The 24,368-nt window shown below is 70.5% G+C and carries 20 protein-coding genes and 1 pseudogene; 18 read left to right on the top strand and 3 right to left on the bottom strand.

From position 1 onward, the window contains the following. Position 1: 1 nt before the first annotated feature. The 3 genes and pseudogenes from hflC to A37W_RS0106895 all read left to right on the top strand — a co-directional run. Positions 2 to 854 (top strand): annotated as a pseudogene (gene hflC / locus A37W_RS21130) (protease modulator HflC); the annotation flags it as partial. Positions 855 to 1,253: 399 nt separating this feature from the next. Then, a complete protein-coding gene (locus A37W_RS0106900; protein ID WP_018302295.1) occupies positions 1,254 to 1,451 on the top strand; it encodes a DUF2065 domain-containing protein in 198 nt (65 codons plus the stop codon). 441 nt (positions 1,452 to 1,892) lie between these two features. Further along, a complete protein-coding gene (locus A37W_RS0106895; RefSeq protein ID WP_018302294.1) occupies positions 1,893 to 3,365 on the top strand; it encodes a Do family serine endopeptidase in 1,473 nt (490 codons plus the stop codon). A gap of 72 nt (positions 3,366 to 3,437) precedes the next feature. Here A37W_RS0106895 and A37W_RS24020 read toward each other — a convergent pair whose 3' ends face one another. The 3 genes from A37W_RS24020 to A37W_RS0106885 form a co-directional block, all read right to left on the bottom strand. After that, the gene (locus A37W_RS24020; RefSeq protein WP_018302293.1) at positions 3,438 to 4,361 is read right to left on the bottom strand and encodes an ABC transporter ATP-binding protein; all 924 of its coding nucleotides are present in this window, start codon (positions 4,359 to 4,361) and stop codon (positions 3,438 to 3,440) included. Beyond that, positions 4,358 to 5,302 (bottom strand): ABC transporter ATP-binding protein, encoded by a 945-nt coding sequence (locus A37W_RS24015; protein ID WP_018302292.1) that lies wholly within the window; start codon positions 5,300 to 5,302, stop codon positions 4,358 to 4,360. The genes A37W_RS24020 and A37W_RS24015 overlap by 4 nt, the downstream gene beginning before the upstream one ends. A gap of 65 nt (positions 5,303 to 5,367) precedes the next feature. Then, positions 5,368 to 6,264: a LysR family transcriptional regulator gene (locus tag A37W_RS0106885; RefSeq protein WP_018302291.1), complete on the bottom strand. Its 897-nt coding sequence runs from the start codon at positions 6,262 to 6,264 to the stop codon at positions 5,368 to 5,370. 133 nt (positions 6,265 to 6,397) lie between these two features. Between A37W_RS0106885 and A37W_RS0106880 the strand changes: the two genes are divergently transcribed. The 15 genes from A37W_RS0106880 (at position 6,398) to A37W_RS21110 (ending at position 23,985) form a co-directional block, all read left to right on the top strand. Then, the gene (locus A37W_RS0106880) at positions 6,398 to 8,323 is read left to right on the top strand and encodes an ABC transporter substrate-binding protein (protein ID WP_018302290.1); all 1,926 of its coding nucleotides are present in this window, start codon (positions 6,398 to 6,400) and stop codon (positions 8,321 to 8,323) included. A 52-nt stretch (positions 8,324 to 8,375) separates the two neighbouring features. Next, positions 8,376 to 9,413, top strand: a complete 1,038-nt coding sequence (locus tag A37W_RS0106875) for an ABC transporter permease (RefSeq protein ID WP_018302289.1) — start codon at positions 8,376 to 8,378, stop codon at positions 9,411 to 9,413. Further along, a complete protein-coding gene (locus A37W_RS0106870; protein WP_018302288.1) occupies positions 9,410 to 10,282 on the top strand; it encodes an ABC transporter permease in 873 nt (290 codons plus the stop codon). Before A37W_RS0106875 ends, A37W_RS0106870 begins: the two co-directional genes overlap by 4 nt. Before the next feature lie 10 nt (positions 10,283 to 10,292). Then, positions 10,293 to 11,951, top strand: a complete 1,659-nt coding sequence (locus A37W_RS0106865) for a serine hydrolase domain-containing protein (RefSeq protein WP_018302287.1) — start codon at positions 10,293 to 10,295, stop codon at positions 11,949 to 11,951. Positions 11,952 to 11,955: 4 nt separating this feature from the next. Continuing rightward, positions 11,956 to 13,059, top strand: coding sequence for a mandelate racemase/muconate lactonizing enzyme family protein (locus A37W_RS0106860; RefSeq protein ID WP_018302286.1), 1,104 nt, complete (start codon positions 11,956 to 11,958; stop codon positions 13,057 to 13,059). Beyond that, entirely contained in the window at positions 13,059 to 14,153 is a 1,095-nt protein-coding gene (locus tag A37W_RS0106855; protein ID WP_018302285.1) for an aminotransferase class I/II-fold pyridoxal phosphate-dependent enzyme, read from the top strand. Before A37W_RS0106860 ends, A37W_RS0106855 begins: the two co-directional genes overlap by 1 nt. 11 nt (positions 14,154 to 14,164) lie before the next feature. Further along, positions 14,165 to 14,962, top strand: coding sequence for a M55 family metallopeptidase (locus tag A37W_RS0106850; RefSeq protein ID WP_018302284.1), 798 nt, complete (start codon positions 14,165 to 14,167; stop codon positions 14,960 to 14,962). Positions 14,963 to 14,972: 10 nt separating this feature from the next. After that, positions 14,973 to 16,016 (top strand): N-acetyltransferase DgcN family protein, encoded by a 1,044-nt coding sequence (locus A37W_RS0106845; RefSeq protein WP_018302283.1) that lies wholly within the window; start codon positions 14,973 to 14,975, stop codon positions 16,014 to 16,016. Positions 16,017 to 16,093: 77 nt separating this feature from the next. Continuing rightward, on the top strand, positions 16,094 to 16,966 hold the full coding sequence (locus A37W_RS21120) for a VOC family protein (protein ID WP_018302282.1): 873 nt from the start codon (positions 16,094 to 16,096) through the stop codon (positions 16,964 to 16,966). Positions 16,967 to 17,105: 139 nt separating this feature from the next. Then, positions 17,106 to 18,056 (top strand): TAXI family TRAP transporter solute-binding subunit, encoded by a 951-nt coding sequence (locus tag A37W_RS0106835; protein WP_018302281.1) that lies wholly within the window; start codon positions 17,106 to 17,108, stop codon positions 18,054 to 18,056. Positions 18,057 to 18,114: 58 nt separating this feature from the next. Further along, the gene (locus A37W_RS0106830) at positions 18,115 to 20,061 is read left to right on the top strand and encodes a TRAP transporter permease (RefSeq protein ID WP_018302280.1); all 1,947 of its coding nucleotides are present in this window, start codon (positions 18,115 to 18,117) and stop codon (positions 20,059 to 20,061) included. 2 nt (positions 20,062 to 20,063) lie between these two features. Then, complete coding sequence (locus tag A37W_RS0106825; RefSeq protein ID WP_018302279.1) at positions 20,064 to 21,080, top strand: amidohydrolase family protein; 1,017 nt, start codon at positions 20,064 to 20,066, stop codon at positions 21,078 to 21,080. Positions 21,081 to 21,090: 10 nt separating this feature from the next. Beyond that, positions 21,091 to 21,918: an MBL fold metallo-hydrolase gene (locus A37W_RS21115; protein ID WP_018302278.1), complete on the top strand. Its 828-nt coding sequence runs from the start codon at positions 21,091 to 21,093 to the stop codon at positions 21,916 to 21,918. A 52-nt stretch (positions 21,919 to 21,970) separates the two neighbouring features. Next, the gene (locus A37W_RS0106815; protein ID WP_018302277.1) at positions 21,971 to 23,002 is read left to right on the top strand and encodes a uroporphyrinogen decarboxylase family protein; all 1,032 of its coding nucleotides are present in this window, start codon (positions 21,971 to 21,973) and stop codon (positions 23,000 to 23,002) included. Next, positions 23,002 to 23,985 carry a zinc-binding alcohol dehydrogenase family protein gene (locus A37W_RS21110; RefSeq protein WP_018302276.1) on the top strand — a complete coding sequence of 328 codons (984 nt, stop codon included), beginning with the start codon at positions 23,002 to 23,004 and terminating at the stop codon, positions 23,983 to 23,985. The genes A37W_RS0106815 and A37W_RS21110 overlap by 1 nt, the downstream gene beginning before the upstream one ends. The last annotated feature ends 383 nt before the right edge of the window (positions 23,986 to 24,368 follow it).

Below are 24,368 nucleotides of genomic sequence, written 5' to 3'. Positions count from 1 at the left end.
CATGCGCAAGTCGATCTTCCTTCTTCCCGCCCTCGTTGTGATCGTCGCCCTCGGGCTCGGCTCCATCTTCGTGGTGGACGAGCGCGAGAAGGCCCTCGTCCTGCAGTTCGGACAGATCGTCCGGGTGCAGGAGGAACCGGGCCTGGGGTTCAAGATCCCCTTCATCCAGGAGGTCGTGACCTACGACGACCGGATCCTGTCGATCGACACCGACCCGATCGAGGTGACGCCGTCGGACGACCGCCGGCTCGAGGTCGACGCCTTCGCCCGCTACCGGATCGCCGACGTGGTGCGGTTCCGGCAGGCGGTCGGCGTCGGCGGCATCCGCGTCGCCGAGGATCGCCTGACATCGATCCTGAACGCCCAGATCCGCGAGGTGCTGGGTGCCGATCAGGTGACGTCGGACACGATCCTGTCGGAAGAGCGTCGCCTGCTGATGAACCGCATTCGCGACAATTCGCGACGCCTCGCCCTGTCGCTCGGCATCGACGTGGTGGACGTGCGGCTGAAGCAGACGATGCTGCCGGTCCAGAACCTGCAGGCGACCTTCGACCGGATGCAGGCCGAGCGCCAGCGCGAGGCCGAGGACGAGCGGGCGCGCGGCCGCGAGGCGGCGCAGCGGGTGACCGCTCTCGCCGACCGGACCGTGACCGAGACCCTGTCCGAGGCCGAGCGGGACGCCGAGATCACCCGAGGCGAGGCCGACGCCGAGGCGAACCGCATCTTTGCCGAGGCCTACGGGGCGGATCCCGAGTTCTTCGACTTCTACCGCTCGATGCAGGCCTACTCGCTGGCCCTGACCGGCGAGACGTCGACGATGGTCCTGACGCCGCAATCGTCGTTCTTCGACTACCTCTACGATGGCGACCGCGCGGCGCAGCCCCCGACGCCTGGCACGCCGGGCGGTGAGGTCGAGCTGCCGACGCTGGAGCCGGGCGAGACGCCCGACGTGCCGGAGAGCGCGGAGAGCGGGACGCTGCCGTCGACCAGCGACACCATCGGCGAGGTCGAGGGCGACGGCACCGACGAGGCCGCCGACGCCGCCGCGCCGGTGGACGAGGCGCCCGCGCTGGTCGAGGAAGGCACGGCGACCGCGCTCGAGGAGCCGACCGCCGTGACCCCGGACGAGGACGCCTCTGCCGGGGACGCCGAACTGCCCCCGGTGGTGGACGACGGCACCGCCACCGCGCTGGAGGAGCCGACGGCGGTGACGCCGGACGACGACACCGACGGGTCGACGGCGAGCAACTGACATGGCGACGGCGCTTCTCGCGCTGGGCCTCGTACTGATCGTGGAGGGGCTGGTGTGGGCACTGGCCCCTTCGCTTTTGGAGGACCTCCTCGCGGCCCTGCGGAGCCTGACGGTGGAGCAGCGCCGGCTTGCGGGCCTCGCGGCGCTGGCGACCGGGCTGGTCCTGGCCTGGGTGGGCGTGTCGCTGGGCGCGGGCTGAGGGCGATGCGGCGGGGGAGCGATCCCCGGCGCCGCCGGTGCCCGTCCCGAGCCCGGCTTCGGCAGTCCGGGCTGCAACGCTTCTTCGGCCGTCCGCCCCGTCCCGGGCTTGACCCGGGACCTCGGCAGGCCGCGCACACCCGGACGGCGCGAGGCCCCGGGTCGAGCCCGGGGCGGGATTTCGAGCAGGTAACCGCGGACCTGTACGGCGCCTCCGCCCGATCGGACCCGCTACCCCCTCCCTTGCCCGCACGCCCATCCCGTCCCGCAGCACCGCACGCTGCCTTCACAGGGCGTTGACGGCCCGAGAGCAGCCTTTGAGTTGCGGGCGGGGCGTCGTAGGCTCATGTTCGGGCCGCCAAGCCACGGTCCCTGCGAGGGCCGCGCGCTCCCGGCGGGGCGCGGCGCATGCGCGCCCCGGGGGACGGAAAAGGAGACATTCGTGACCACCAAGGCAATCGCAACGACCGCGCCCGTGATCGGCGCCCTCGTCCTGTCCTTCGGCCTCGCCCTCGCTCCGGCGAGCGACGGCGTCGCGCAGGAAATCGAGCCGACGACCGACTCGCGCCCGGCGACCTTCGCCGACCTGGCCGAGCAGGTCAGCCCGGCCGTCGTCAACATCACCACGACCACCACCGTCGCCGGCGGCACCGGGCCGCAGGGCGTCGTCCCTGAGGGCTCGCCCTTCGAGGACTTCTTCCGCGACTTCCAGGACCGCCAGGACGACGGCCCGCGCCGGTCGTCCGCGCTGGGCTCGGGCTTCGTGATCTCGGCCGACGGCTACATCGTGACGAACAACCACGTCATCGAGGGCGCCGACGAGATCACCATCGAGTTCTTCTCGGGCGACACGCTCGAGGCCGAGCTGGTCGGCACCGACCCCAACACCGACATCGCCCTCCTCAAGGTCGAGAGCGAAGAGGACCTGCCCTATGTCGCGTTCGGCGACAGCGACGGGCCCGGCAGCCGCGTCGGCGACTGGGTCATGGCGATGGGCAACCCGCTGGGGCAGGGCTTCTCGGTCTCGGCCGGGATCATCTCGGCCCGCAACCGGGCGCTCAGCGGCACCTACGACGACTACATCCAGACCGACGCCGCCATCAACCGCGGCAACTCGGGCGGGCCGCTGTTCAACATGGGCGGCGAGGTGATCGGCGTGAACACCGCCATCCTGTCCCCGAACGGCGGCTCCATCGGCATCGGCTTCGCCATGTCGTCCGAGGTGGTGCGCAACGTCGTCGACCAGCTGCAGGAGTTCGGCGAGACCCGCCGCGGCTGGCTGGGCGTGCGCATCCAGGACGTCACGCCGGACATGGTGGACGCGATCGACGGGCTCGAGGAGTCGGTCGGTGCGCTGATCACCGACGTGCCGGAAGGGCCGGCGATGGATGCCGGCATGGAAGCGGGTGACGTGATCCTGACCTTCGACGGCAACGACGTGCCCGACACGCGCGAGCTCGTCCGCATGGTCGGCAGTGCGCCGGTCGGCAAGGAGGTCCCGGTGACCGTGCTTCGGGACGGCGAGGAGGTCCAGCTGACCGTGACGCTCGGCCGTCGCGAGGGCAACGTGGATGTCATGCCCGCCTCGCAGCAGGGTGGCGACGAGGAGCCGTCCACCTCCGAGATCCTCGGCCTGACCCTGTCGGGCATCACGCCGGAGCTGACGGAAGAGTACGGCATCGACGCCGAGCAGGGGATCGTCATCACCGAGGTCGATCCGCTGTCCGACGCGGCCGCCAAGGGCATCGCCGCCGGCGACGTGATTACCGAGGCCGGCCAGCAGCCGGTCACGACGGTCGCCGACCTCGAAGCCCGGATCGAGGAGGCGGAGGCCGCGGGCCGCAAGTCCATCCTCCTCCTCGTCCGCCGCGGCGGCGACCCGCGCTTCGTCGCGCTGTCGGTCGGCGAGAGCTGATCCGCGGAGGTTCCGGGAACGTTGAGCGGGGCGCCTTCGGGCGCCCCGTTTCGTCTTTCGGTGACGGATCGTTCAGGCCGCCTGCCGGACGAAGTGGGTCGCCGACACCTGCACCAGCGACGACGGCTCGGGCACGTGGCCCGGCGGACGGATCGCGCTGAGGATCTCGTCGTTCATCAGCGCCCGCCCCTCTGGGCGGCGGCGCGGATCGGCGACGGGGACCATCGACAGCAGCTTGCGGGTGTAGGGGTGCTGCGGATTGCCGAGAACCGACTGACGGTCGCCGATCTCGACGATTTCGCCCAGGTACATGACCGCGACCCGGTGGGCGATCCGCTCCACCACCGCCATGTCGTGGCTGATGAAGATCAGCGCGATCTTCAGCCGCTCCTGCAGGTCCATGAGCAGGTTGATCACCTGCGCCTGGATCGTCACGTCGAGAGAGGCGACCGCCTCGTCGGCGATGATGAGCTTGGGGTCGAGGGCGAGCGCCCGGGCGATGCAGATGCGCTGCCGCTGGCCGCCGGAGAACGCATGGGGAAAGCGCGTGAGCGCGGTGGCGTCGAGCTCCACCAGCCGCAGCAGTTCTTCGGCGCGGGCGCGCAGCTGGCCCGGCGGCACTACCTTGTGCACCCGCAGCGGGTCGGCGATCGCCCGCAGGATCGTCATCCGCGGGTTCAGCGACGCGAACGGGTCCTGGAACACCATCTGCACGTTCCGGCGGAAGTCCTGTAGGCGGCGCGCGGACACGCCCAGCATCTCCTGCCCCTCGAACCGGATCGAGCCCGAGACCGGCCTGTCGAGCTGCAGGATGGAGCGGGCGACGGTGGACTTGCCGCAGCCGGATTCGCCGACGATAGCGAGCGTCTCGCCGGGCGCGACGGTGAAGGACACGTCCTCGACCGCATGGACGCGGCCCTCCACCCGGCCGAACAGGCCGGCCTTGATGTCGAAGCGGGTGACGAGGTTCTCGACCTCGAGAAGCGGCGTGGTCATGCGCCCTCCGCGCTGGTGAGGGTCGCGGCCGTCGGAAACTTCTGCGGATGCGGCGAATCGGCGAGGCTGCCGAGGGCCGGGACGGCGGCGATCAGGGCGCGGGTGTAGGTCTCGCGCGGGGTATCGAAGACGTCGTAGACGCTGCCGGTCTCGATGATCTCGCCCTTCAGCATCACGCAGATCCGGTCGGCGATCTCGGCGACCACGCCCATGTCGTGGGTGATGAAGAGGACCGCCATCCCGATCTCGGCCTGCAGCGCGCGGACAAGGTCGAGGATCTGCGCCTGGATCGTCACGTCGAGGGCCGTCGTCGGCTCGTCGAGGATCATCAGCGAGGGCCGGCAGGCCAGCGCGATGGCGATCATCACCCGCTGCCGCATCCCGCCCGACAGCTGGTGCGGGAACTGCCGCAGCCGCCGCTCGGCGTCGGGCACGCGGACCAGCCGCAGCATGTCCAGCGCGATGCGCCGCGCCTGTTCCTTCGTCTTGCCCTGGTGGCGGACGACCGCCTCGGCGATCTGGTCGCCGACGCGGTAGACCGGGTTCAAGGACGAGATCGGGTCCTGGAAGACGATGGAGACCTCGGCGCCGCGGATGTTGTCCATCCGCTTCTCCGGCAGGTCGAGCAGGTTCACGACCCTGGCGTCCTTCATCCGCAGCCTGATCGAGCCGCGGGTGATGCGGGCGCCGTCATGTTCGGTGAGGCGCATCAGCGTCATCGCCGTGACCGACTTGCCCGAGCCGCTCTCGCCGACGAGGGCCAGCGTCTCGCCCCGGCGGATGCGGAACGAGACGCCCTTCACCGCGGCGAAGGTGGTCTTGCGGGTGAGGGGGAACTCGACCGCGAGGTCGTCGACGGCGAGGACGAGGTCGGGATCGGCCGCAAAGTCGTCGGTCGGGGGAGGGGCGTCGGGCGGGGGAAGGCTGTCGGTCGGGGGCATCGGGGCCTCTGGCACGGCGGAACTTCATGCAAGCCTTGCATCACGATCCGGCCTTGGCAAGGCCGTCAGCCGCCCAGATGCCGCCAGATCGCCTCCACTCCCTGGTGACTCTGCCCAAGACGGCGGCAGAGCAGGATCTCCATGTCGGTCGCCATGTCGTCGGGGCCGATCTGCGCGAGGCGGCCCTCCTCGATCGCCCCCTGCGCACAGGAAAGAGGCAGCCAGCCGATGCCCATGCCGGCGATCGCCATCTGCTTGATGCCCTCGGCCAGCGAGGACTGGTAGACCGTCTGCAAGCGGAGCGACGGCTTCGCGCGGGCCTGGATCATCGCGATCAGCCGGCCGAGATAGCCGTCCTTCCAGGAGTAGGCGAGGAACGGCAGGGCATCGCCGTCCCGGCCGAACTCGTAGATCGGGGTGCCGTCGGACCGGCATCCCGAGACCGGAACAAGCCTGTCCTGTCCGACCTTTAGCGTCCGGTGCGGCCCGCCGCGGGCGGCCTGCGGACCGATGGGACTGTTCCAGACGAGGGCGAAATCGCAGTTCCCCAGCGCCAGCGCCTCGATGCAGTCGCGGTGGTCGCCTCCCATCATGTGGCTGTTGATCGGGCCGAGAGAGTCGCGCAGCTCTCCGAGCCATGCGGGAAAGAAGAACATCTCGATTGTGTGCGGCGCCGCAAAATTGATCACCACGCTCGCCGGAGTGGCATTGTGCTGGCACTCCGTCCGGATGCGGTAGATCTCGTTCACCAGCTCCTGGCAGCGCAGGGCGAAGGCGTTGCCGGTCGGCGTGAGCTGCACGGGGGAGGTGCGCCGATCGACCAGCTCGGCCCCGAGCCAGGCCTCCAACGCCTTGATCCGCCTGCTGAAAGCGGGCTGCGAGACGTTGCGCGAGGCGGCCGCGGCCGAGAAGTGCCGTGTGGCCACCAGTTCGGCGAAATCCTCCAGCCAGATCAGCTCCATCACGCCGCCTCATGCGTTTTCTGCATGATGCATCGCTAGCAGGCATTGGACAGCACGTCCATCCGCTCCCTACGCTTCCCCTGACCGCGCGGCGTCAAGACCGCGGCTTCCGACCACAACAGGGGACGTCCTCATGAAGCAATTTACCGCTCTTCCACTGCTGGCGGCGGCCGGCCTCGCGGCCTCGGCCGCGCAGGCGCAGGTCACCAATCCGGACACGCTGGTCTTTCTGTGGACCGACGACGTGCAGTCGTTCGATCCGGCCTACATCAGCAACACGCCCAGCAGCTACGGCACGCTAAACGTCTACAGCCGGCTCCTCGCCTACGACGGCGAGCAGATATCGGAGTTCGTGCCGGCGCTGTCGACCGAGGTGCCGTCGCTCGAGAACGGCCTGATCGTCGAGGGCGAGGACGGCTCGGTCTCGTACTCGTTCCCGATCCGGCCCGACACCTACGCCCACAAGGTCGGCCTGATGGGCGAGGACGGCACGGTCACCTGGGAATACTACGACGACCTGTCCGAGGAGGAGCGCGCGAACATCGAGCCGGGCTACGGCGTCATCACCGCCGAGGACGTGAAATACTCGCTCCTCCGCGCGATGCTGATGGACGAGAGCTGGATGTCCAAGGCCGTGACCGAGATGATGACCTCGGGCGAGTACACCGACGTCGCGGCGATCGCCGAGGACCTGACCGGCGCCGAGGTGCCCGACCTCGACGAGGCGCAGCTGCAGCAGGTCTACGACGAGCTCGACCAGCTGATCTCCGTCGAGGGTGACACGGTCACGCTGCACCTGGCGCAGAGCTTCCCGGCGACGCTCGGCATCATGGCGCTGCCCTTCGGCACGTCGATCATCGACAAGGAATGGACCGTCGACATGGGCGGCTGGGACGGAGAGCCCACGACCTGGGGCGACTACTTCCGCCCCGAGGCGTCCGAGACCCCGCTCTTCGCCGACGAGAACGGCACCGGGCCGTTCATGCTGGAAGAGTGGGACCGCTCCGAGCGGCGGATCGTGCTGCGGCGGTTCGAGAACTACATGCACGGCCCCGCCTCGCTGGAGCGGGTGGTGCTGCGCACGGTGCCGGAATGGACGACCCAGCGGCTGCAGCTGCTGTCGGGCGACGCGGACGTGGTGTCGGCGCCGGTGGAATTCCTGGACGAGCTGGCGGCGACGGAGGGCGTGAAGGTCGTGGACGGCCTGCAGCGCGTCTTCGGACGGGCGCTGTTCTACGCCTGGCCGCTGCAGGCGCAGGACAACCCGGCGATCGGGTCGGGCCAGCTGGACGGGCAGGGCATCCCGCCGGACTTCTTCGCCGACCTCGACGTGCGGATGGGCTTCAACTACGCGCAGGACTACGACCTGCTGCTGGAGCAGGTGAACCTCGGCAAGACGGTGCAGTCGCGCGGCCCGACGGTCCGCGGGATCATGGGCTACCGCGAGGACTCGCCGATCTACACCTACGATCCGGAGAAGGCCGAAGAGCACTTCCGCGCCGCCTATGACGGGCAGCTGTGGGAGAACGGCTTCACCATGACCGCCTACATGCAGGAGGGGAACACGCTGGCGAACGCCGCGCTGTCGGTCCTTCAGCAGAACCTGGCGCGGATCAATCCGAAGTTCCGGCTGGAGCTGCAGGCGCTGCCCGCGGCCTCGATCATGGACAAGGTGTTCGCCGACGAGCCGACCTCGCCGCTCACCTACATGGGCTGGGGGCCGGACTACTCGGACCCGGGCGGCCCGCTGGGCGCGGCGACCTACTACCTGTCGCCCACGGGCCTCGTCGCCGGCTTCTCGGGCGAGGGCTACCAGGAACTGATGCGCGAGCATTTCCAGCCGCTGCTGGACGAGGCGTGGGCGCTGAACGACCCGGCCGAGCGCGAGCCGATCTACGCCCGCCTGCAGGAGATGAGCCACGAGTACGCGACCAGCATGTTCCTGTGGGAGGACTACACGTACATCGTCACCCGCGACTGGGTCGATGGCTACGTCAACAACATGATCCTCTACGGCGCGTGGGACTTCTACCCGATCACGAAGTCCGCGTCCGAGTGAGGCAGCGGGGCGGCGGCATCTCCCCCGCCGCCCCAACCACAGGCAGACCTGAATGCTCACCTACATCCTGCGCCGGCTGCTGCTCCTGCCGGTGGTCCTTTTCGCGCTCAGCCTGATGATCTTCTCGCTGCAGATGCTGCTGACGCCGACGCAGCGGCTGGCCGCCTACGTCTCGGGGCCCGAGGCGCTGAAGGGCGGGGCCGAGCAGGTCGCCGACCTGATCGAGAAGTACGGGCTGAACGATCCCTTCCTCGTCCAGTACGGCCGCTGGATCGGCGGCGTCCTGCAGGGCAACCTCGGCTGGTCCGAGACCGCCCGCCAGCCGGTCGCCGATGCGCTGATCTCGCTGTTCCCGGCGACGCTGGAGCTGGTACTGCTGGCCTTCACCCTGTCGTTCCTGCTGTCGATCGCGCTCGGCACGCTCGCCGGGGTCAACCTGAACCGCCTGCCGGACCACGTGATCCGGCTCGTCACCATCCTCGGCTGGTCGTTCCCGACTTACGTCTTCGGCCTGGTCATGCTGCTGATCTTCTATGGCGCGCTCGACTGGTTCCCGCCCAGCCGGCTCAGCCAGTGGGCGATGACCGAGGTCCGCTCGGCCGAGTTCGTCCGCTACACCGGCCTCAACACGATCGACGCGCTGCTGAACGGCAACCTGCCCGTGTTCTGGGATGCGCTGCGGCACCTGATCCTGCCGGTGGTGACGCTGACCTTCGTCTCCATCGCCTCGCTCACGCGGATCATGCGCACCTCCATGCTCGAGACGCTGCGTCAGGACTATGTCCGCACCGCCCGTGCCAAGGGCCTGCCGCGCCGGGTGGTGGAGCGGCGGCACGCGCGGCGCAACGCCATGCTGCCCGTCGTCACGATGGCGGGGATGGAGCTGGCGGCGATGATGGGCGGGGTCGTCATCACCGAGACGATCTTCGACTACCACGGCCTCGGCCAGTTCGCCGCCGACGCGGCCGCCGCGCTCGACTTCCCGGCGGTGCTCGGCTTCGGCCTCTACTTCGCGGTCGTCCTGGTGGTGATGAACCTCCTCGTCGACGTCATCTATCCCGTCCTCGACCCCCGGGTGCGCCTGAGATGAAGATCGTCCGGTATCTCTTCCTGAACCCGCTTTCGCTGCTCGGGCTCACCCTGCTCCTCGGCTTCGTGCTGGTGGCGATCCTGGCGCCGTACCTCGCGGTGCCCGAGGCCTACCAGATCAGCCCCTACGACACGCCCCGCGCGGGTTTCTGGGCGACGCCGCAGCCGATCTCGTCCGAGGCGTGGTTCGGCACGACGCAAGGGCAGTACGACATCTTCTACGCAGTCGTCTGGGGGACCCGGACCGCCTTCAAGATCGGCCTTGGCGTGGTCGGCCTGTCGGTCGTCATCGGCGTCACCGTGGGCGCCATCGCGGCCTATTACGGCGGCATCGTGGACGAGGTGCTGATGCGGATCGTCGACGTCTTCATGGCGATCCCGTTCCTGATCGCGGCGATGGTGCTGACCACGCTCCTCGGCAAGGGGATCGGGCAGATGATCGTCGCGCTGACGGTCTTCGGCTGGATGGGGTACGCCCGGCTCGTCCGCAGCGAGATCCTCCTCATCAAGGAGATGGACTACGTGAACGCCGCCCGCAGCTACGGCGCGGGCGACCTGCGCATCCTCGCGCTGCACATCCTGCCGAACGCGCTGTTCCCGGTGCTGGTGCTGGCCACGATGATGACCGGCTCGATGGTGCTGACCGCCTCGGCGCTCAGCTTCCTCGGGGTCGGGACCGAGGCGGGCTACGCGGACTGGGGGCAGTTCATCGCCTATTCGCGGAACTGGATCGTCGGCCAGGCCGGCAACCCGTTCCAGTACTGGTACACGCTCTTCTTCCCGGGCGCGGCCATCTTCCTGTTCGTGCTGGCCTGGAACCTCGTGGGCGACGCCCTGCGGGACATCCTCGACCCGCACCACGTCTCCTGAAGGATCCCCGATGCCGTCCCTGTCCGAGTCATCCGTCGCCGCCATCGAGGCGCTGGTCCGTCACGAGGTGGAGGACAAGTCCCTTCCCTCCGTCTCCTGGGCGCTGACCGGGCAGGACGGGCTGCTGGGGCAGGGCCACGTCGTTCGCTCGGGCCTCGGCACGCGCCTGGACGAGCGGTCGCTGTTCCGCATCGGCTCGGTCACCAAGACCTTCACCGCCGTCGCGGTGATGCAGCAGGTGGAGCAGGGGCGCATCGACCTCGACGCCGACGTGTCGCAGTACCTGCCCGGCTTCGCCCCCGAGAACCCCTGGGCCGCCGCGCCGCAGGGGCCGTTCGGCACCGCGGTCACCATGCGCAAGCTGATGAGCCACACGGCCGGGATCACGCGCGAGCCGAAGTCGGGCCACTACCTCGACAGCCAGCGCCCGCCGCTGGCGCAGACGGTGGCCGAACTGGCGGACACCCAGCTCAAGGTCGATCCAAGTACGGGCGTCATGCAGTATTCCAACGCCGGAATCGCCGTCGTCGGCGCGGTGCTCGAGGCGGTGACGGGGGCGGACTACTCCGCCTACGTCACGCAGAACATCTTCGCCCCCCTCGGCATGGACGACACGCACTCCGGCATCGCGCCGGGCGTGCGCGACGTGCTGGCGCCGGCGATGATGTGGACGCTCGACGGCGACACGCCGGCGCCGGTCTTCGACCTCGGCGGCTCTCCCGCCGGCAACATCTTCTCCTCCACCGTCGACATGGCGCGGTACATGACCGCGCTGCTGCGCGGCGGCTACGCGCCGGACGGCACGCCGATCGTGTCGCCCGCGTCGCTGCGGCAGATGTGGCAGGTCGTGGGCCAGCGGCCGCCCGGCTATGCCGGCGGGCAGAAGGGCTACGGCCTCGGCTTCGGCGTCGGGCAGATGGACGGCTGGTCGAGCGCGGGCCATGGCGGGGCGGTCTACGGCTATGCCACGCAGATGACGCTGCTGCCCGAGGCGGGCCTCGGCGTGACGATCCTGAACACTCTGGACTTCGCCAACCAGATCAGCACGCGGCTGGCGAACGACCTGCTGCGCGTCGCTCTGGCCGGCCGCCGGATGGGCGCCGCGCCCCCGCCGCCCAAGGCGCCGCCGCCGATCCCGGCGGACCGGCTGGACCGCCTGCCCGGCATCTACCGCGCCACCGACGGCAGCGAGACGACCGAGATCGTCCGCCGGGACGACCGCCTCTACCTGATGGGCGAGGGCGTGCCGCTGCAGATCCGCCCCGTCTCGGGCGACGACTGGGTGATGGACGGCCGCATCTACGGCCGTGAAGCGGATTACGCGCACCTGGACCTGTCGTTTCCTGCGCCTGGCCGCCTGTCATGGAAGGGCAAGGACTGGGCGCTGGCGCCGGAGCGCCCGGACGAGGAGGTGCCGGAGACGATCGCCCCGCACCTCGGCACCTACGGGCCGGACTTCAACCCGACCTATCTCACCTGGTCCGACGGCGGGCTGAAATGCCTGATCGAATACTTCTGCACGCACGACTGCGAGCCGGCGGGGCAGGGCCGCTTCGTCATGCACGGCCTGCTCTACGAGGCCGAGACGCTGGAGCTCGGCGCGGTGGACGAGGCGGGCCGCAGCGGCATCCGCGTCGGCCCGATGTTCCTGCAGCGGTGGGAGGCCTGACGCCGTGAAAATCACCCGCATCGAACTTTTCCGCGCCGCCCTGCCGCTGAAGCGGCCGTTCCGCATCTCGCTCGGCACCGTCGAGACGGCGGGGACGGTCTTCGTCCGCCTGCACGGCGAGGACGGCCTCTACGGCATGGGCGAGGCGAACCCCTCGCTGCCGATCTGCGGCGAGACGGTGGGCACCGTGACCGCCGCGGCGGAGGTTTACGCCAAGGTGCTGATCGGCCGGCCCGCGCACGACATCGACGGCGCGACCGCGGCGATGCGGGCGGCGCTGCCGGGCAACGTCACCGCGCGGTCGGCCTTCGACATGGCGCTGTACGACCTGCTGGGCAAGCGGGCGGGCCTGCCGCTGTACGCGCTGCTGGGGGGCACCCGGCGGGCGCTCGTCACCGACAACACGATCGGCATCGACACGCCGCAGGCGATGGCGCAGCGCGCGGCCGAGATGCGGGACGCCGGCTTCGAGGCAATCAAGGTCAAGCTCGGCACCACGTATCAGGAGGACGTCGCGCGGATCCGCGCGATCCGCGACGCGGTGGGGGCCGATACGTTCCTGCGGATCGACGCCAACCAGGGCTGGGACCGCGTGACGGCTCTCAAGGTCCTCGCCGACCTCGCCGACGCCGGCATCCAGTATTGCGAGCAGCCGGTCAGGGCGAGCGACACCGACGCCCTGGCCGAGGTCTCGCGCAGCAGCGCGATTCCGGTCATGGCCGACGAGAGTCTGTTCGACGACGTCGACGCCCTGCGCCTCGTCCGGGCCGGCGCCTGCCGGTACTTCAACATCAAGCTGTCGAAGTCCGCCGGCATCCACACCGCCCTGCGGATCAACGGCATCGCCGAGGCGGCGGGCATCGCCTGCATGGTCGGCTGCATGATCGAGACGCGGCTCGGCCTGACGGCGGCCGCGCACCTCGTCTCGGCCCGGCCGAACATCCGCTTCGCCGATCTCGACGGGGCGGACATGCTGCGGGACGATCCGGTCACGGGCGGGATGACCTACGGCGCGGGCGGGGCGATCACGCTGCCGGACGGGCCGGGCCTCGGCGCCGACCTCAGGGACGACGCGCTCGCCGCGCTGGACCGGACCGAGTTCGCCTGATGGCGGCCCTGATGCAGATGGAGTCGCCGCTCGGCCCGCGGATGCGGATCGACGGGCGCGAGGTCGACTATTTCTGCGGCACCTCCTACCACACGCTGCACGGCCATCCGGATGTCATTGAGGCTGCAGTCGCGGCCACCCGCGCCTACGGCCTTGGCCCCGGAACGCGCGCCGACGTCGCGCCCTATCACGAGCTGGCGGCGGAGCTGGCGGACTTCCTCGGCAGCAAGGCGGTGACCTACGCCGTCTCGGGCTACGTCGCGCCCCTCGTCATGCTGCAGGGGCTGCGCGACCAGTTCGACCGCGTCTTCCTCGACGCGGCCGCGCACTACAGTTTCGGCGACGCGGTGGCGACGCTGGAGCAGCCGGTCCACCGCTTCGCCCACCGCGATCCGGACAGCCTGGCGGAGGCGATGGCCGCGCACCTGCGCCCCGGCGAGCGGCCGGTGGTGGCGAGCGACGGCATCTTCCCCTCGACCGGAGCCATCGCGCCGCTCGCCGATTACTGCCGGGTGATGGAGCGCTACGACGGCGCGCTGCTGTGCATCGACGACGCCCACGGGATCGGGGCGGTCGGGCCCGGGGGGCGCGGCGCCTTGGCGCTGCATGGCGTCGAGGGCGAAGGCCGCCACGTCTCGGGCACGACGAGCAAGGCGATGGGCGGGGCCGGCGGCTTCGTCCCCGCGACCGCCGAGCGCGTCCAGAGCATGGGCGCGCGGGTGCGCCTCCTCGCCGGAGCGTCCCCGCCGCCGCCGGGATCGGCCGCCGCCGCGCTGGCCGGCCTGCGCCTCATGCGCTCCGATCCGGGCTTCGCCACCCGCCTTGCGGACAACGTCGTTCGCATGAGGACCGGGCTTCGCGGCCTCGGCCTCGACATCGCGGACAGCCCCGTGCCGATCGTCAGCGTATCCGCGCCGCGGGACCTGACCGAGGTCGCGGACGCGCTGTCCCGGCAGGACATCCTCGTCAAGCGCGTCGCCGGCGGCGGCTATTCCGACGCGCCCGCGCACGAGACGCTGCGCATCGCCGTCTTCTCCTCCCACGCGCCCGAGCAGATCGACCGGCTGGTCGAGGCGCTCGGCGCGCTCCTCTGAAGGACGAACACATGAAGGTCTTCATCAGCGCCGACATCGAGGGCACGGCCGGCATCACCGACTGGGCCGAGGCGATGAAGGACGACAAGGGCTATGCCGAGTTCCGGCAGTACATGACGGACGAGGTCGTCGCCGCCTGCGAGGGCGCCCGCGCCGCGGGCGCGACCGAGATCGTGGTGAAGGACGCGCACCAGACCGGGCGCAACCTCATCATCGGCGACCTGCCGGCGGACGTCCGGGTCGTCAGGGGGTGGAGCGGGCATCCCCACAAGATGATGTGGGGGATCGACGAGAGCTTCGACGCCGCGCTCTACACCGGCTATCACAATTACAACGGCTCCAACACGAACCCGCTCGCGCACACCTTCACCGGCGCGCTGCGGCTGCGCCTCAACGGCGAACTGGCGTCGGAGTTCACGATCAACAGCCTGTGCGCCGCGGCCCTGGGCGTGCCGTCGGCGTTCCTGTCCGGCGACGCCGGCATCTGCGCCGGCGCGGCCGAAGCGGTGCCCGGCATCACCACCGTCGCGGTCAGCGAGGGGCACGGGCCGGGCACGATCTCGATGACGCCCGCCCGCGCGAGGGCGGCGATCCGCGAGGGGGTCGAGGCGGCCTTGTCCGGCGACCTGGCCGGCTGCCTGCCGCAGGTGCCGGAGCGGATCACGCTCGATTTCGGCTATCCCAACCCGACCAGCGCCTACCGCGCCTCCTGGTATCCCGGGGCCGAGCTCGTCGGACCCTGCGACGCGCGGTTCGAGACGGACGACTATCACGAGGCGCTGCGCGCGCTTCTCTTCATGACGTTCTGAGGGACCGGACATGAACCGCCACACCGGATCCCTCGCGATCCGCAAGCCCTACCTCCTGCTCGTCGGCGACCAGAGCGAACCGGTCTTCGCCAAGACCGCCTTCGGCCTGCGGGACTGGTGCGGCGAGGATTGCGTCGGGCAGATCCGGTTCGCGGACGGCGCGGTGGATCTGGGGCTGCCGGACTACACGCCGGCCGACGCCGCGCGGTCGGGGGCGCAGACGGTGGTGATCGGCGTCGCCGTCCCCGGCGGCGGGCTGTCGGCGGAGTGGCAGGAGGTGCTGCTGGCGCTTCTCGAGGCCGGGTTCGACATCGCCTCGGGCCTGCACGACGCGCTGGAGGACAATCCGGCGCTGGTGCTGCGGGCGCGGGCGCTGGGCCGGCGGCTGCACGACGTGCGGCGCTTCGCGGGCCCGCTGAAGGTCGGGACCGGGCGGCGGCGGACCGGGCGGCGCCTGCTGACCGTCGGGACCGACTGCGCGGTCGGCAAGAAGTACACCGCCCTCGCCGTCGCCCGCTGGCTGCAGGATGCGGGGCATCCCGCGACCTTCCGCGCGACCGGTCAGACGGGGATCCTGATCGCGGGCGAGGGCATCGCGGTCGATGCCGTGAAGGCGGACTTCGTCTCGGGCGCCGCCGAGGCGCTGTCGCCGGACGCGGCGCTCGGCCACTGGGACGTGGTCGAGGGGCAGGGCTCGCTGTTCCACCCGTCCTTCGCGGCGGTCACGCTCGGCCTGGTCCACGGCTCGCAGCCCGATCTCATGGTGCTCTGCCACGAGGCGGGGCGGACCGTGATCGCCGGCCTGCCGGACTACAGGCTGCCCGACTGGGAGTCCGCCATCGCGGGCTACACCGACGCGGCGCGGCTCACCAATCCCGGTGCGCGGGTGGCGGCGATCTCGCTGAACTGCGGCCGCCTGCCGGCGGAGGCGCGGGCGGCGGCGGTGGCGGGGGCCGAAGCGGCCACCGGCCTGCCGGTGTTCGATCCGATGGCGAGCGCCCCGGACAGCGCGGCGGTCCGTGCCCTCGTCGGGGCCTGCGCGGCACTGGACTGACCGATCGGTGGCGCGCGGGGCGGCTTTCGTCCGCCGCCGCGACGTGGGAGGGTCCGGTCTCGCGACGGGAGGACGACATGACGAACCTGATTGCCCGGATGGGCTACATCCTGCTGGCAGTGCCCGACCCGCGGGCCAGCGCGACCGACCTGGCGGACGTGCTGGGGGCTGGCGCGGGTGGCGAAGGTGCGGACCGGGCGAGCCTGTCGGTCAGCGACCGGGCGGCCGAGATCGTCTATCTGCGCGGCGAGACGCCGGGCGTCGTCGCGGTCGGGCTCGAGGCGCCGGACGAGGCGGCGGTCGCGGAAGTGACTTCGCGGGTCCGGGCGGCCGGGCTGGACATCCTCAGCGAACGTCCCGCGGTGGACGGCGTCACGCGGGCGGTGCGCTTCGCCACGCCCTTCGGGCCTGTCCTGGAGGTGCACACGCCGGTGCCGCGGACGGGGCGGCCGGTGCCCGGCCTCCTGCGGCTCGATCACGTGAACCTGCGGGCGTCCGACCCCAAGGGCATGCAGGATCTGCTGGCAGATGTTCTGGGCATGGAGCTGTCGGACCGCACGGCGGGATACGAGAGGGCGTGGTACCGCGCCGCGGACGGCTTCCACCACACGCTCGCCGTCGGGCCGGGGCGCGGCATCCATCATTATTCGTTCCAGTGCGAGAGCGCGGCCGCCATCGTCGCCCTCGCCGACCGGCTGGGGCGGCAGGGCCGGCGGCTGATCTGGGGGCCGGGGCGGCACGGGCCCGGGAACAACGTCTTCTCCTACTTCGCCGACCGCGACGGCACCGTCTGCGAGGTCTGCTGCGAGATGGAGCGGATCGACCGGTCGGCGCCGCGGCAGGCGGGCGTCTGGGACATGGACGATCCGGCGACGATGAACCTGTGGGGCGCGCCGATGCCGGCGGATTACGGCCCGATGCTGACCGAGTTCGTGCCGGCGCCGTCCTGAGAGGGTTGCCATCGCCGCCGGCGTCCGTAAGGTTCGACATCGTCAATCGACGGCACACAATATTGAATGGCGTGACGCCCATGCGGCCGGGAGAGCCGCGGGGGCAGTCGATCCGCCAGGGTCAGGGAGGACCATCACGATGACCATGAAGGCAACCATTCTCGCCGCCGGCCTCGCCGCCGTCGGCACCCTGCCGGCCGCCGCGCAGACGCTGGGCATCGGCACGATGGGGCAGGGCACGTCGGGCTATTCGATGGGCGCCGCGATCGCCAGCGTGCTGGCCGATGCCGGCATCGACGCCGTGGTGCAGCCTGCCACCGGCACCAGCGCGTTCCTGCCGCTGGTCGATTCGGGCGAGCTCGACTTCGGCATCGCCAACGCGATCGAGATCGCCGAGGCGCATGAGGGGCAGGTCGCCTTCGAGGGCCGCCCGCTGGAGAACGTGCGCATGGTCGCGCGCCTCTTCCCGTTCCGGGTCGGCGTGTTCGTCCGCGACGACAGCGACATCATGAGTGTCGAGGACCTCGCCGGGCACAGCGCCACCTACGGCTTCACCGCGCAGGTCACGCTGAACCGGGTGATGGACGCCTACCTCGCCACCGGCGGCCTGACCGGCGACGACATCGAGCAGGTGCTGGTGCCGAACGTGGTGCGCGGCGCGGACGACTTCGCCGCGGGCAGCGTCGAGGCGGCGATGTTCGCGATGGGCTCGGGCAAGGTGACCGAGACCGACGCCGCGGTCGGCGGCCTGCGCTTCCTGCCGCTCTCGGACGATCCCGAGGCCGAGGCGCGGATGCAGGAGATCGTGCCCCAGGCCTATATCGGCACCGTCGAGCCGGCCGAGAACCTGACCGGCGTGGACGAGGCGATGCCGGCGATGTTCTACGACTACGTCCTCGTCGCCGGCGCGCACGTTCCGGACGAGGTGGTGCAGGAGGCCGTGATGGCCCTGCAGCAGAACCAGGAGGCGCTGGCCGCGTCGTTCGGCAACTTCTCCGAGATGGACCCGGACGCGCTTTATTCCGACATCGGCGTGCCCTACCACGACGGCGCGATGGCCGCCTATCAGGAGCTGGGCCAGGCCGAATGATCAGGGCCGCCGGGCCGCGCCGTCCCCGAGGGGACCGCGGCCCGGCGGAGCCACGTCCATGAGCGATCCGACCGTCCCCGACGCGGAGCGTATGCCCTCCGCCATCGACCGCGCCTACGGGCGCGGCGCGACGCTGCTTGCCGGCCTGATGTCGCTCGCCGCGATCGCCTTCGCTCTCGACGTGCCGCGGCGGATCGGGCTGCAGCTCTATACCGAGCAGTATCTCGCGCTGATCCTCGCGCTGACGCTGGGCATCGCGTTCCTGAAATCGCCGCGCTTCCCGGGGCCGTGGCGGGCGATCGACGCGCTCCTCGCCGCGCTGGGGTTCGGCGCCGCGATGTACATCGCGGTCCGCTACCCGGTGCTGGTGAACGAGCTGGTCTACCGGCCGCTCGACGGGACGATCATCTCGGTCGTCCTCACGCTTCTGGCGACCGAGGCGGTGCGCCGGGCCACGGGGTGGGGCCTGACGCTCGTCGTCGTCGGTTTCCTGATCTACGGCCTGGTCGGCCACCTGCTGCCGTTCGGGATGAGCCGGCAGATCCTGCCCGACCGCCTGTTCATCTACGTCGCCGCCGACACCAACGGCATGATCGGCCTGCCACTGATGGTGGCCGCGACGGTCGTCTACGCCTTCATCCTGATGGGTCAGGTCCTCGAGAAGTCGGGCGGCAGCGCGTTCTTCAACGACCTCTCGCTCGCCCTCGTCGGCCGGGCGAAGGGCGGGGCGGCGAAGATCGCGGTCGTCTCGTCGTTCCTGTTCGGCAGCGTGTCTGGCAGCGCGGTGGCGAACGTCGTCGCCTCGGGCGTGGTCACGATCCCGATGATGAAGAAGGCCGGCTACAAGCCCAAGGTCGCCGCCGCGGTCGAGGCGCTCGCCTCCACCGGCGGCCAGCTGGCGCCGCCGATCATGGGCGCCGCGGCCTTTCTGATGGCCGAGTTCCTGCAGATCTCCTACGCGACGGTCGTCCTCGCCGCGGTGATCCCGACGCTGCTCTACTACGGCTCGATCATCCTCTACGTGCACGTCCACGCCAGCGCGAACGACCTGTCGATCCCGGCGGACGTCGAGGTGCCGCGGGCGGGAGAGGTGCTGCGCGACGGCTGGCACTTCGTCCTGCCGTTCGTGATCCTGATCTGGACGCTGTTCTGGCTGAACTGGCGGCCCGAACTGGCGGCGCTGGCCGCGGCCGCCTCGCTGGCGGTGCTGGCCCTCTTCGTCCCCTACCGGGGCGAGCGGGCGAGGGTGCGCGACATCCTCGCCGTGCTGCCCGGGACCGGCGTCGCGGTGGTCGAGATCATCGCTATCTCGGCCGTGGCCGGCATCGTGATCGGCGTCCTCAACATCACCGGGCTGTCCTTCTCGCTGACGCTGTCCCTGGTGAAGCTGGCCGAAGGCAGCGTGTTCGTCCTGCTGCTGATCGCGGCGCTCGTATCCATCGTGCTGGGAATGGGCATGCCGACCGTCGGCGTCTACGTCCTGCTCGCCAGCCTGATCGGCCCGGCGCTGATCCAGGCGGGGCTCGACCCGGTCGCCAGCCACATGTTCCTGCTGTATTTCGGCATGCTGTCGATGATCACGCCGCCGGTGGCACTGGCCAGCTTCACCGCCGCGTCGATGGCGCGGGCGAACCCGATGGAGACCGGGTTCCAGGCGGTCAAGATGGGCTGGGTCGCCTATCTCATCCCGTTCATGATCGTGTTCGAGCCGGGGCTCGTCATGCGGACCGGCTGGGCCGCGACGGCGTGGAGCGTGATCCCCGCCGTTGCGGGCGTGGTCTTCGCCACCGCCGCGATCTACGGCTGGATGTTCCGCCACCTCGGCGCGGCGGAGCGGCTGGCCCTCGCCGCGCTCGGCCTCGTCGCGCTGTTGCCGATCCACCGCTTTCCGGGGATCAGCCAGCTTCCCAACGTCCTCGCCATCCTCGCCGGAGTCCTGCTCCTCGCCGCCATCTGGCGGTCGGCGCGGGGGGCGAGCCCATCCCTCACGTCACGGAGTTCCTGAAGATGAAGAAGATCGACGCGTTCAACCACATCTGGCCCGAGAAGTTCTTCGAGGCGCTGATCGCCGAGATCGGGACGATGACCGCGATCACCAAGCGGTCCGGGGACGTGCCGATGATGACGAACCTCGACCGCCGGTTCGAGGTGATGGACATGTTCGGCCCCGAGTACCAGCAGATCCTCTCGCTCGCCTCGCCGCCGCTCGAGAAGTTCGGCGCCCCCGACGTCGCGGTGAAGCTGGGCCGCATCGGGTCCGAGGAGATGGCGAAGCTGTGCCAGGAGCATCCGGACCGCTTCCCGGGCTTCATCGGCACCGTGCCGGTGACCGCGCCGGACCGCATGGTCGAGGAATGCCGGCACGCGGTGGAGGATCTGGGCGCGCTGGGGATGCAGATCTTCACCAACGTCGAGGGCCGGCCGATGGACCTGGCCGAGTTCGAGCCGCTCTACGAATACATGGCCAGCGCCGGCAAGCCGCTGTGGCTGCACCCCGCGCGGGCCGAGAACTTCGCTGACTACCAGTCCGAGAGCCGCTCGGAATACGAGATCTGGTGGACTTTCGGCTGGCCCTACGAGACCTCGGCCGCGATGGCGCGCCTCGTCTTTTCGAAGATGTTCGACAAGTATCCCGGGCTGACGGTCATCACCCACCACGCCGGCGGCATGGTGCCGTTCTTCGAAGGGCGCGTCGGCCCCGGCTGGGACCAGATGGGCAAGCGCACGTCCGACCGGGACCTGTCGGTCGCGCGGACCTCGCTGAAGCGGCCGCACCTGGAATACTTCAAGGAGTTCTACGCCGACACCGCGTCCTTCGGGTCGCGCAAGGCGATCGAGCACGCGATCGAGTTCTTCGGCGAGGACCGCGTCGTCTTCGCCTCGGACGCGCCGTTCGATCCCGAGGGCGGGCCGATGTACATCCGCGAGACGATCGAGATCGTCGACGCGCTCGACATCTCGGAAGAGCTGCGGGCGAAGATCTACCACGGCAACATCGCCGCGCTGACCGGCCTCAAGCTCTGAAGGAGGACGCATGGATCACGCGATCACCCACAGGGTCGGAGACATCGAGCTGTCGGTCCTGACCGACGGCGCCAGCGAGTTCGGAGCCGAGCTGTTCCCCTCGACCGATCCGGCGCATGTCGACGCGCTCCTGAAGGCGCACGGCGAGACGGCCGTGCGCACCAACTTCAACGCCGTGCTTGCCCGGACGGGCGGGCGGACGGTGCTGATCGACGCCGGCCCGCGCGACCTGTTCGGGCCGGCCTGCGGGCACCTGCACGACGGTCTGGCCGAGGTGGGCGTCACGCCCGAGGAGGTCGACACGATCTTTTTCACGCACCTGCATCCTGACCACATCGCCGGCACCATCACGGCCGAAGGCAGGCCGGTCTTCCCGAATGCCGAGCTGGTGGTGACCGAAGGCGACCGCGCCTTCTGGTCGAACGGCATCCCGAACGCGCCCGAGACGCTGCAGCAATGGCAGCAGCTGGCGCAGGCGGTGCTGGCGGCCTACGGCGACCGCTTGCGGGTAATTGAGGGCGAGGCCGAGATCGCGCCCGGCGTCACCGCGCTGCCGCTGCCGGGGCACACGCCGGGGCACTCGGGCTACCGCGTCTCGTCGGGCGGAGGCGAGCTGGTCCACGTGGGCGACATCGTCCACGCGCCGCACCTGCAGCTTCAGGACCCCGAGATCGCCGTCGCCTTCGATATCGACGCCGACACCGCGCGGGCGACCCGCAAGCGCCTGCTCGACCAGCTCGCCGCGGACGGCGCACTCGTCACCGGCGGGCACCTGCTGCGCCCGGCGATCGGCCGGGTGGTGCGCGAGGGCCAGGGCTACGGGCTGGAGCGGGCCTGACGCCGGCCCGACGAAAACGGCCCTGCGACCGGCGGGGCGGAGAGAGGACACGATGACCCAACACCTGTTCCCGACGTCCCTCGTCGGCTCCTACGCCCAGCCGGACTGGCTGATCGACCGCCAGAAGCTCGCCGGGCGATTCCCGCCGCGGGTCCGCGCGACCGAACTTTGGCGCGTCGATCCCGAGTACCTCGAGCAGGCGCAGAACGACGCCACGCTGATCGCCATCCGCGACCAGGAGAGGGCGGGCCTCGACATCATCACCGACGGCGAGATGCGGCGCGAGAGCTACTCCAACCGCTTCGCCACCGCGCTGGAGGGCGTGGACCTCGACAATCCGGGCACCGCGCTCGACCGCTCGGGGCATCCCAACCCGGTGCCGCGGGTCACGGGCCGGATCCGGCGGATGCACGCGGTCGAGGCGGACGACGTGCGGTTCCTGCGCGCCAACACCGACCGCCGCATCAAGATCACCGTGCCCGGCCCCTTCACCATGTCGCAGCAGGCGCAGAACGACTGGTACGACGATCCCGGCGAGATGGCGCAGGACTACGCCGCCGCGGTGAACGAGGAGATCCGCGATCTCTTTGCCGCGGGGGCCGACATCGTGCAGATCGACGAGCCCTACATGCAGGCCCGCCCCGACCCGGCCCGCGCCTACGGCGTCGCCGCCCTGCAGCGGGCGCTGGAGGGGGTCGAGGGCGAGACGGCGGTGCATATCTGCTTCGGCTACGCCGCGATCATCCACGAGCGGCCCGAGGGCTACTCGTTCCTGCCCGAACTCGCGGCGGTACCCTGCGACTGCGTCTCGATCGAGACGGCGCAGTCGAACCTGGACTGCTCGATCCTGGAGACGTTGCCGGAGAAGAAGATCATCCTCGGCGTGCTGGACCTGTCGACCCACGAGGTCGAGACGGCCGAGACAGTGGCCGCCCGCATCCGCCGCGCGCTGCCGCACGCGGACGCCGCGCGGATCGTGCCGGCGCCCGATTGCGGGCTGAAATACCTGCCGCGCGACGTCGCCTTCGGCAAGATGAAGGCGCTGGCCGACGGCGCGGCGATCGTGCGGGCGGAGGCGTCCTGATGGCCGGCACCTTCCCGGCGGTCGAGTACGATCCCGTCGAGGATCGCCTCGTCGCGGTCGACGTCCCGGTCCCCGATCCGGGGGCGGGCGACCTGCTGGTCGAGATCGCCGCCGTCTCGGTGAACCCGGTCGACCTCAAGCAGAAGCAGCGGCACCCGAAGGACGCCGGGCGCATCCGCCTCGGCTACGACGCGGTCGGTCGGGTGCGGGCGGTGGGCGAGGGGGTGAGCGGCTTCGCGCCCGGAGACCGGGTCTGGTACGCGGGCGACGCCACGCGGCCGGGCACCAACGGGGCGCTGCACCTCGTCGATTACCGCCTCGTCTCGACGGCGCCCGAGGGCGTCTCGGACGAGGACGCGGCGGCGATGCCGCTCACCTCGATCACCGCCTGGGAGGCGATGTTCGAGAGGATGGGCTACGCGACCGAAGGGCAGGGGCAGGCGCCCATGCTGATGATCAACGGCGCGGGCGGCGTCGGCTCGGTCGCGCTGCAGCTGGCGCGGCGGGCCGGGATCGCGGCGACCGCGACCGCCTCGCGGGACGAGAGCCGCGACTGGTGCCTGCGCCACGGCGCGGCCGAGGTGGTGGATCACGCCGCGCTGGGCGACCTCGCCGATAGCGCCTTCGGGACGATCTTCTGCGCCCATTCCACCGCGCACTACCTGCCCGAGATGGCGCGGCTGGTCCGGCCGCACGGCACCATCGTCTCCATCGTCGGCGCGCCCGAGCCGCTGGACACGCTGCCGCTGTTCCGCAAGAGCGCGGCCTTCGCCTACGAATACATGTTCGCCCGCTCGCTCCACAACGCCGAGCCGGAGCGGCAGGGCGCGATCCTGGACCGCGTCGCCCGGCTGATGGAGGCGGGGGAGATCGTCTCGACCCGGACCGGGACGCTGCAGGGGCTCACGCCCGAGACGATCGGCGAGGCCCACCGCCGCAACGAGGCGGGCGGTCAGATCGGCAAGCTGGTGATCGTGGCGTAAGGGGCGGACTCGTGTCGCAAGAGGTCCCGGCTCAGGGCCGGGACGGGTGACGCTAGGTGCGACCCGCCCCGGCCCCCGAGCCGGGGCCCCGAGGGGATGGCGCGAGGTCCCTGTCTAACGAAATCATGTCAATGTGCTGGTGGCGGACGGCATCCCGTGAGGTCCCAGGGCTTGGAGCCCGCGAGCCGGCGCGGGAGCCGTCCGCCTTTGGATCGTCAACCTGAACAGTTGCTTGGGGCTGCGTGACCAGACCCCGCACCGACAGGGACAGGAGAAGATCATGACAGAAGAGTGCATCGGCGTCGACGTCTCGAAGCGGTGGATCGACGTGCATCATCCGCAGACCGGACCGGCCCGTCTGGCCACCGAGCCCAAGGTCCTTC

Source organism: Wenxinia marina DSM 24838 (genome assembly GCF_000379485.1).
Lineage (GTDB): Bacteria > Pseudomonadota > Alphaproteobacteria > Rhodobacterales > Rhodobacteraceae > Wenxinia > Wenxinia marina.
The sequence above is the reverse complement of the archived record's forward strand: the minus strand, read 5'-3'. Positions and strand labels throughout refer to the sequence as shown.

Coding starts and splice junctions, on each gene's coding strand:
- A37W_RS0106900 (WP_018302295.1), top strand. CDS start 1,254: ATGGCGACGGCGCTTCTCGCGCTGGGCCTCGTACTGATCGTGGAGGGG.
- A37W_RS24020 (WP_018302293.1), bottom strand. CDS start 4,361: ATGACCACGCCGCTTCTCGAGGTCGAGAACCTCGTCACCCGCTTCGAC.
- A37W_RS24015 (WP_018302292.1), bottom strand. CDS start 5,302: ATGCCCCCGACCGACAGCCTTCCCCCGCCCGACGCCCCTCCCCCGACC.
- A37W_RS0106885 (WP_018302291.1), bottom strand. CDS start 6,264: ATGGAGCTGATCTGGCTGGAGGATTTCGCCGAACTGGTGGCCACACGG.
- A37W_RS0106880 (WP_018302290.1), top strand. CDS start 6,398: ATGAAGCAATTTACCGCTCTTCCACTGCTGGCGGCGGCCGGCCTCGCG.
- A37W_RS0106875 (WP_018302289.1), top strand. CDS start 8,376: ATGCTCACCTACATCCTGCGCCGGCTGCTGCTCCTGCCGGTGGTCCTT.
- A37W_RS0106870 (WP_018302288.1), top strand. CDS start 9,410: ATGAAGATCGTCCGGTATCTCTTCCTGAACCCGCTTTCGCTGCTCGGG.
- A37W_RS0106865 (WP_018302287.1), top strand. CDS start 10,293: ATGCCGTCCCTGTCCGAGTCATCCGTCGCCGCCATCGAGGCGCTGGTC.
- A37W_RS0106855 (WP_018302285.1), top strand. CDS start 13,059: ATGGCGGCCCTGATGCAGATGGAGTCGCCGCTCGGCCCGCGGATGCGG.
- A37W_RS0106850 (WP_018302284.1), top strand. CDS start 14,165: ATGAAGGTCTTCATCAGCGCCGACATCGAGGGCACGGCCGGCATCACC.
- A37W_RS0106845 (WP_018302283.1), top strand. CDS start 14,973: ATGAACCGCCACACCGGATCCCTCGCGATCCGCAAGCCCTACCTCCTG.
- A37W_RS21120 (WP_018302282.1), top strand. CDS start 16,094: ATGACGAACCTGATTGCCCGGATGGGCTACATCCTGCTGGCAGTGCCC.
- A37W_RS0106835 (WP_018302281.1), top strand. CDS start 17,106: ATGACCATGAAGGCAACCATTCTCGCCGCCGGCCTCGCCGCCGTCGGC.
- A37W_RS0106830 (WP_018302280.1), top strand. CDS start 18,115: ATGAGCGATCCGACCGTCCCCGACGCGGAGCGTATGCCCTCCGCCATC.
- A37W_RS0106825 (WP_018302279.1), top strand. CDS start 20,064: ATGAAGAAGATCGACGCGTTCAACCACATCTGGCCCGAGAAGTTCTTC.
- A37W_RS21115 (WP_018302278.1), top strand. CDS start 21,091: ATGGATCACGCGATCACCCACAGGGTCGGAGACATCGAGCTGTCGGTC.
- A37W_RS0106815 (WP_018302277.1), top strand. CDS start 21,971: ATGACCCAACACCTGTTCCCGACGTCCCTCGTCGGCTCCTACGCCCAG.
- A37W_RS21110 (WP_018302276.1), top strand. CDS start 23,002: ATGGCCGGCACCTTCCCGGCGGTCGAGTACGATCCCGTCGAGGATCGC.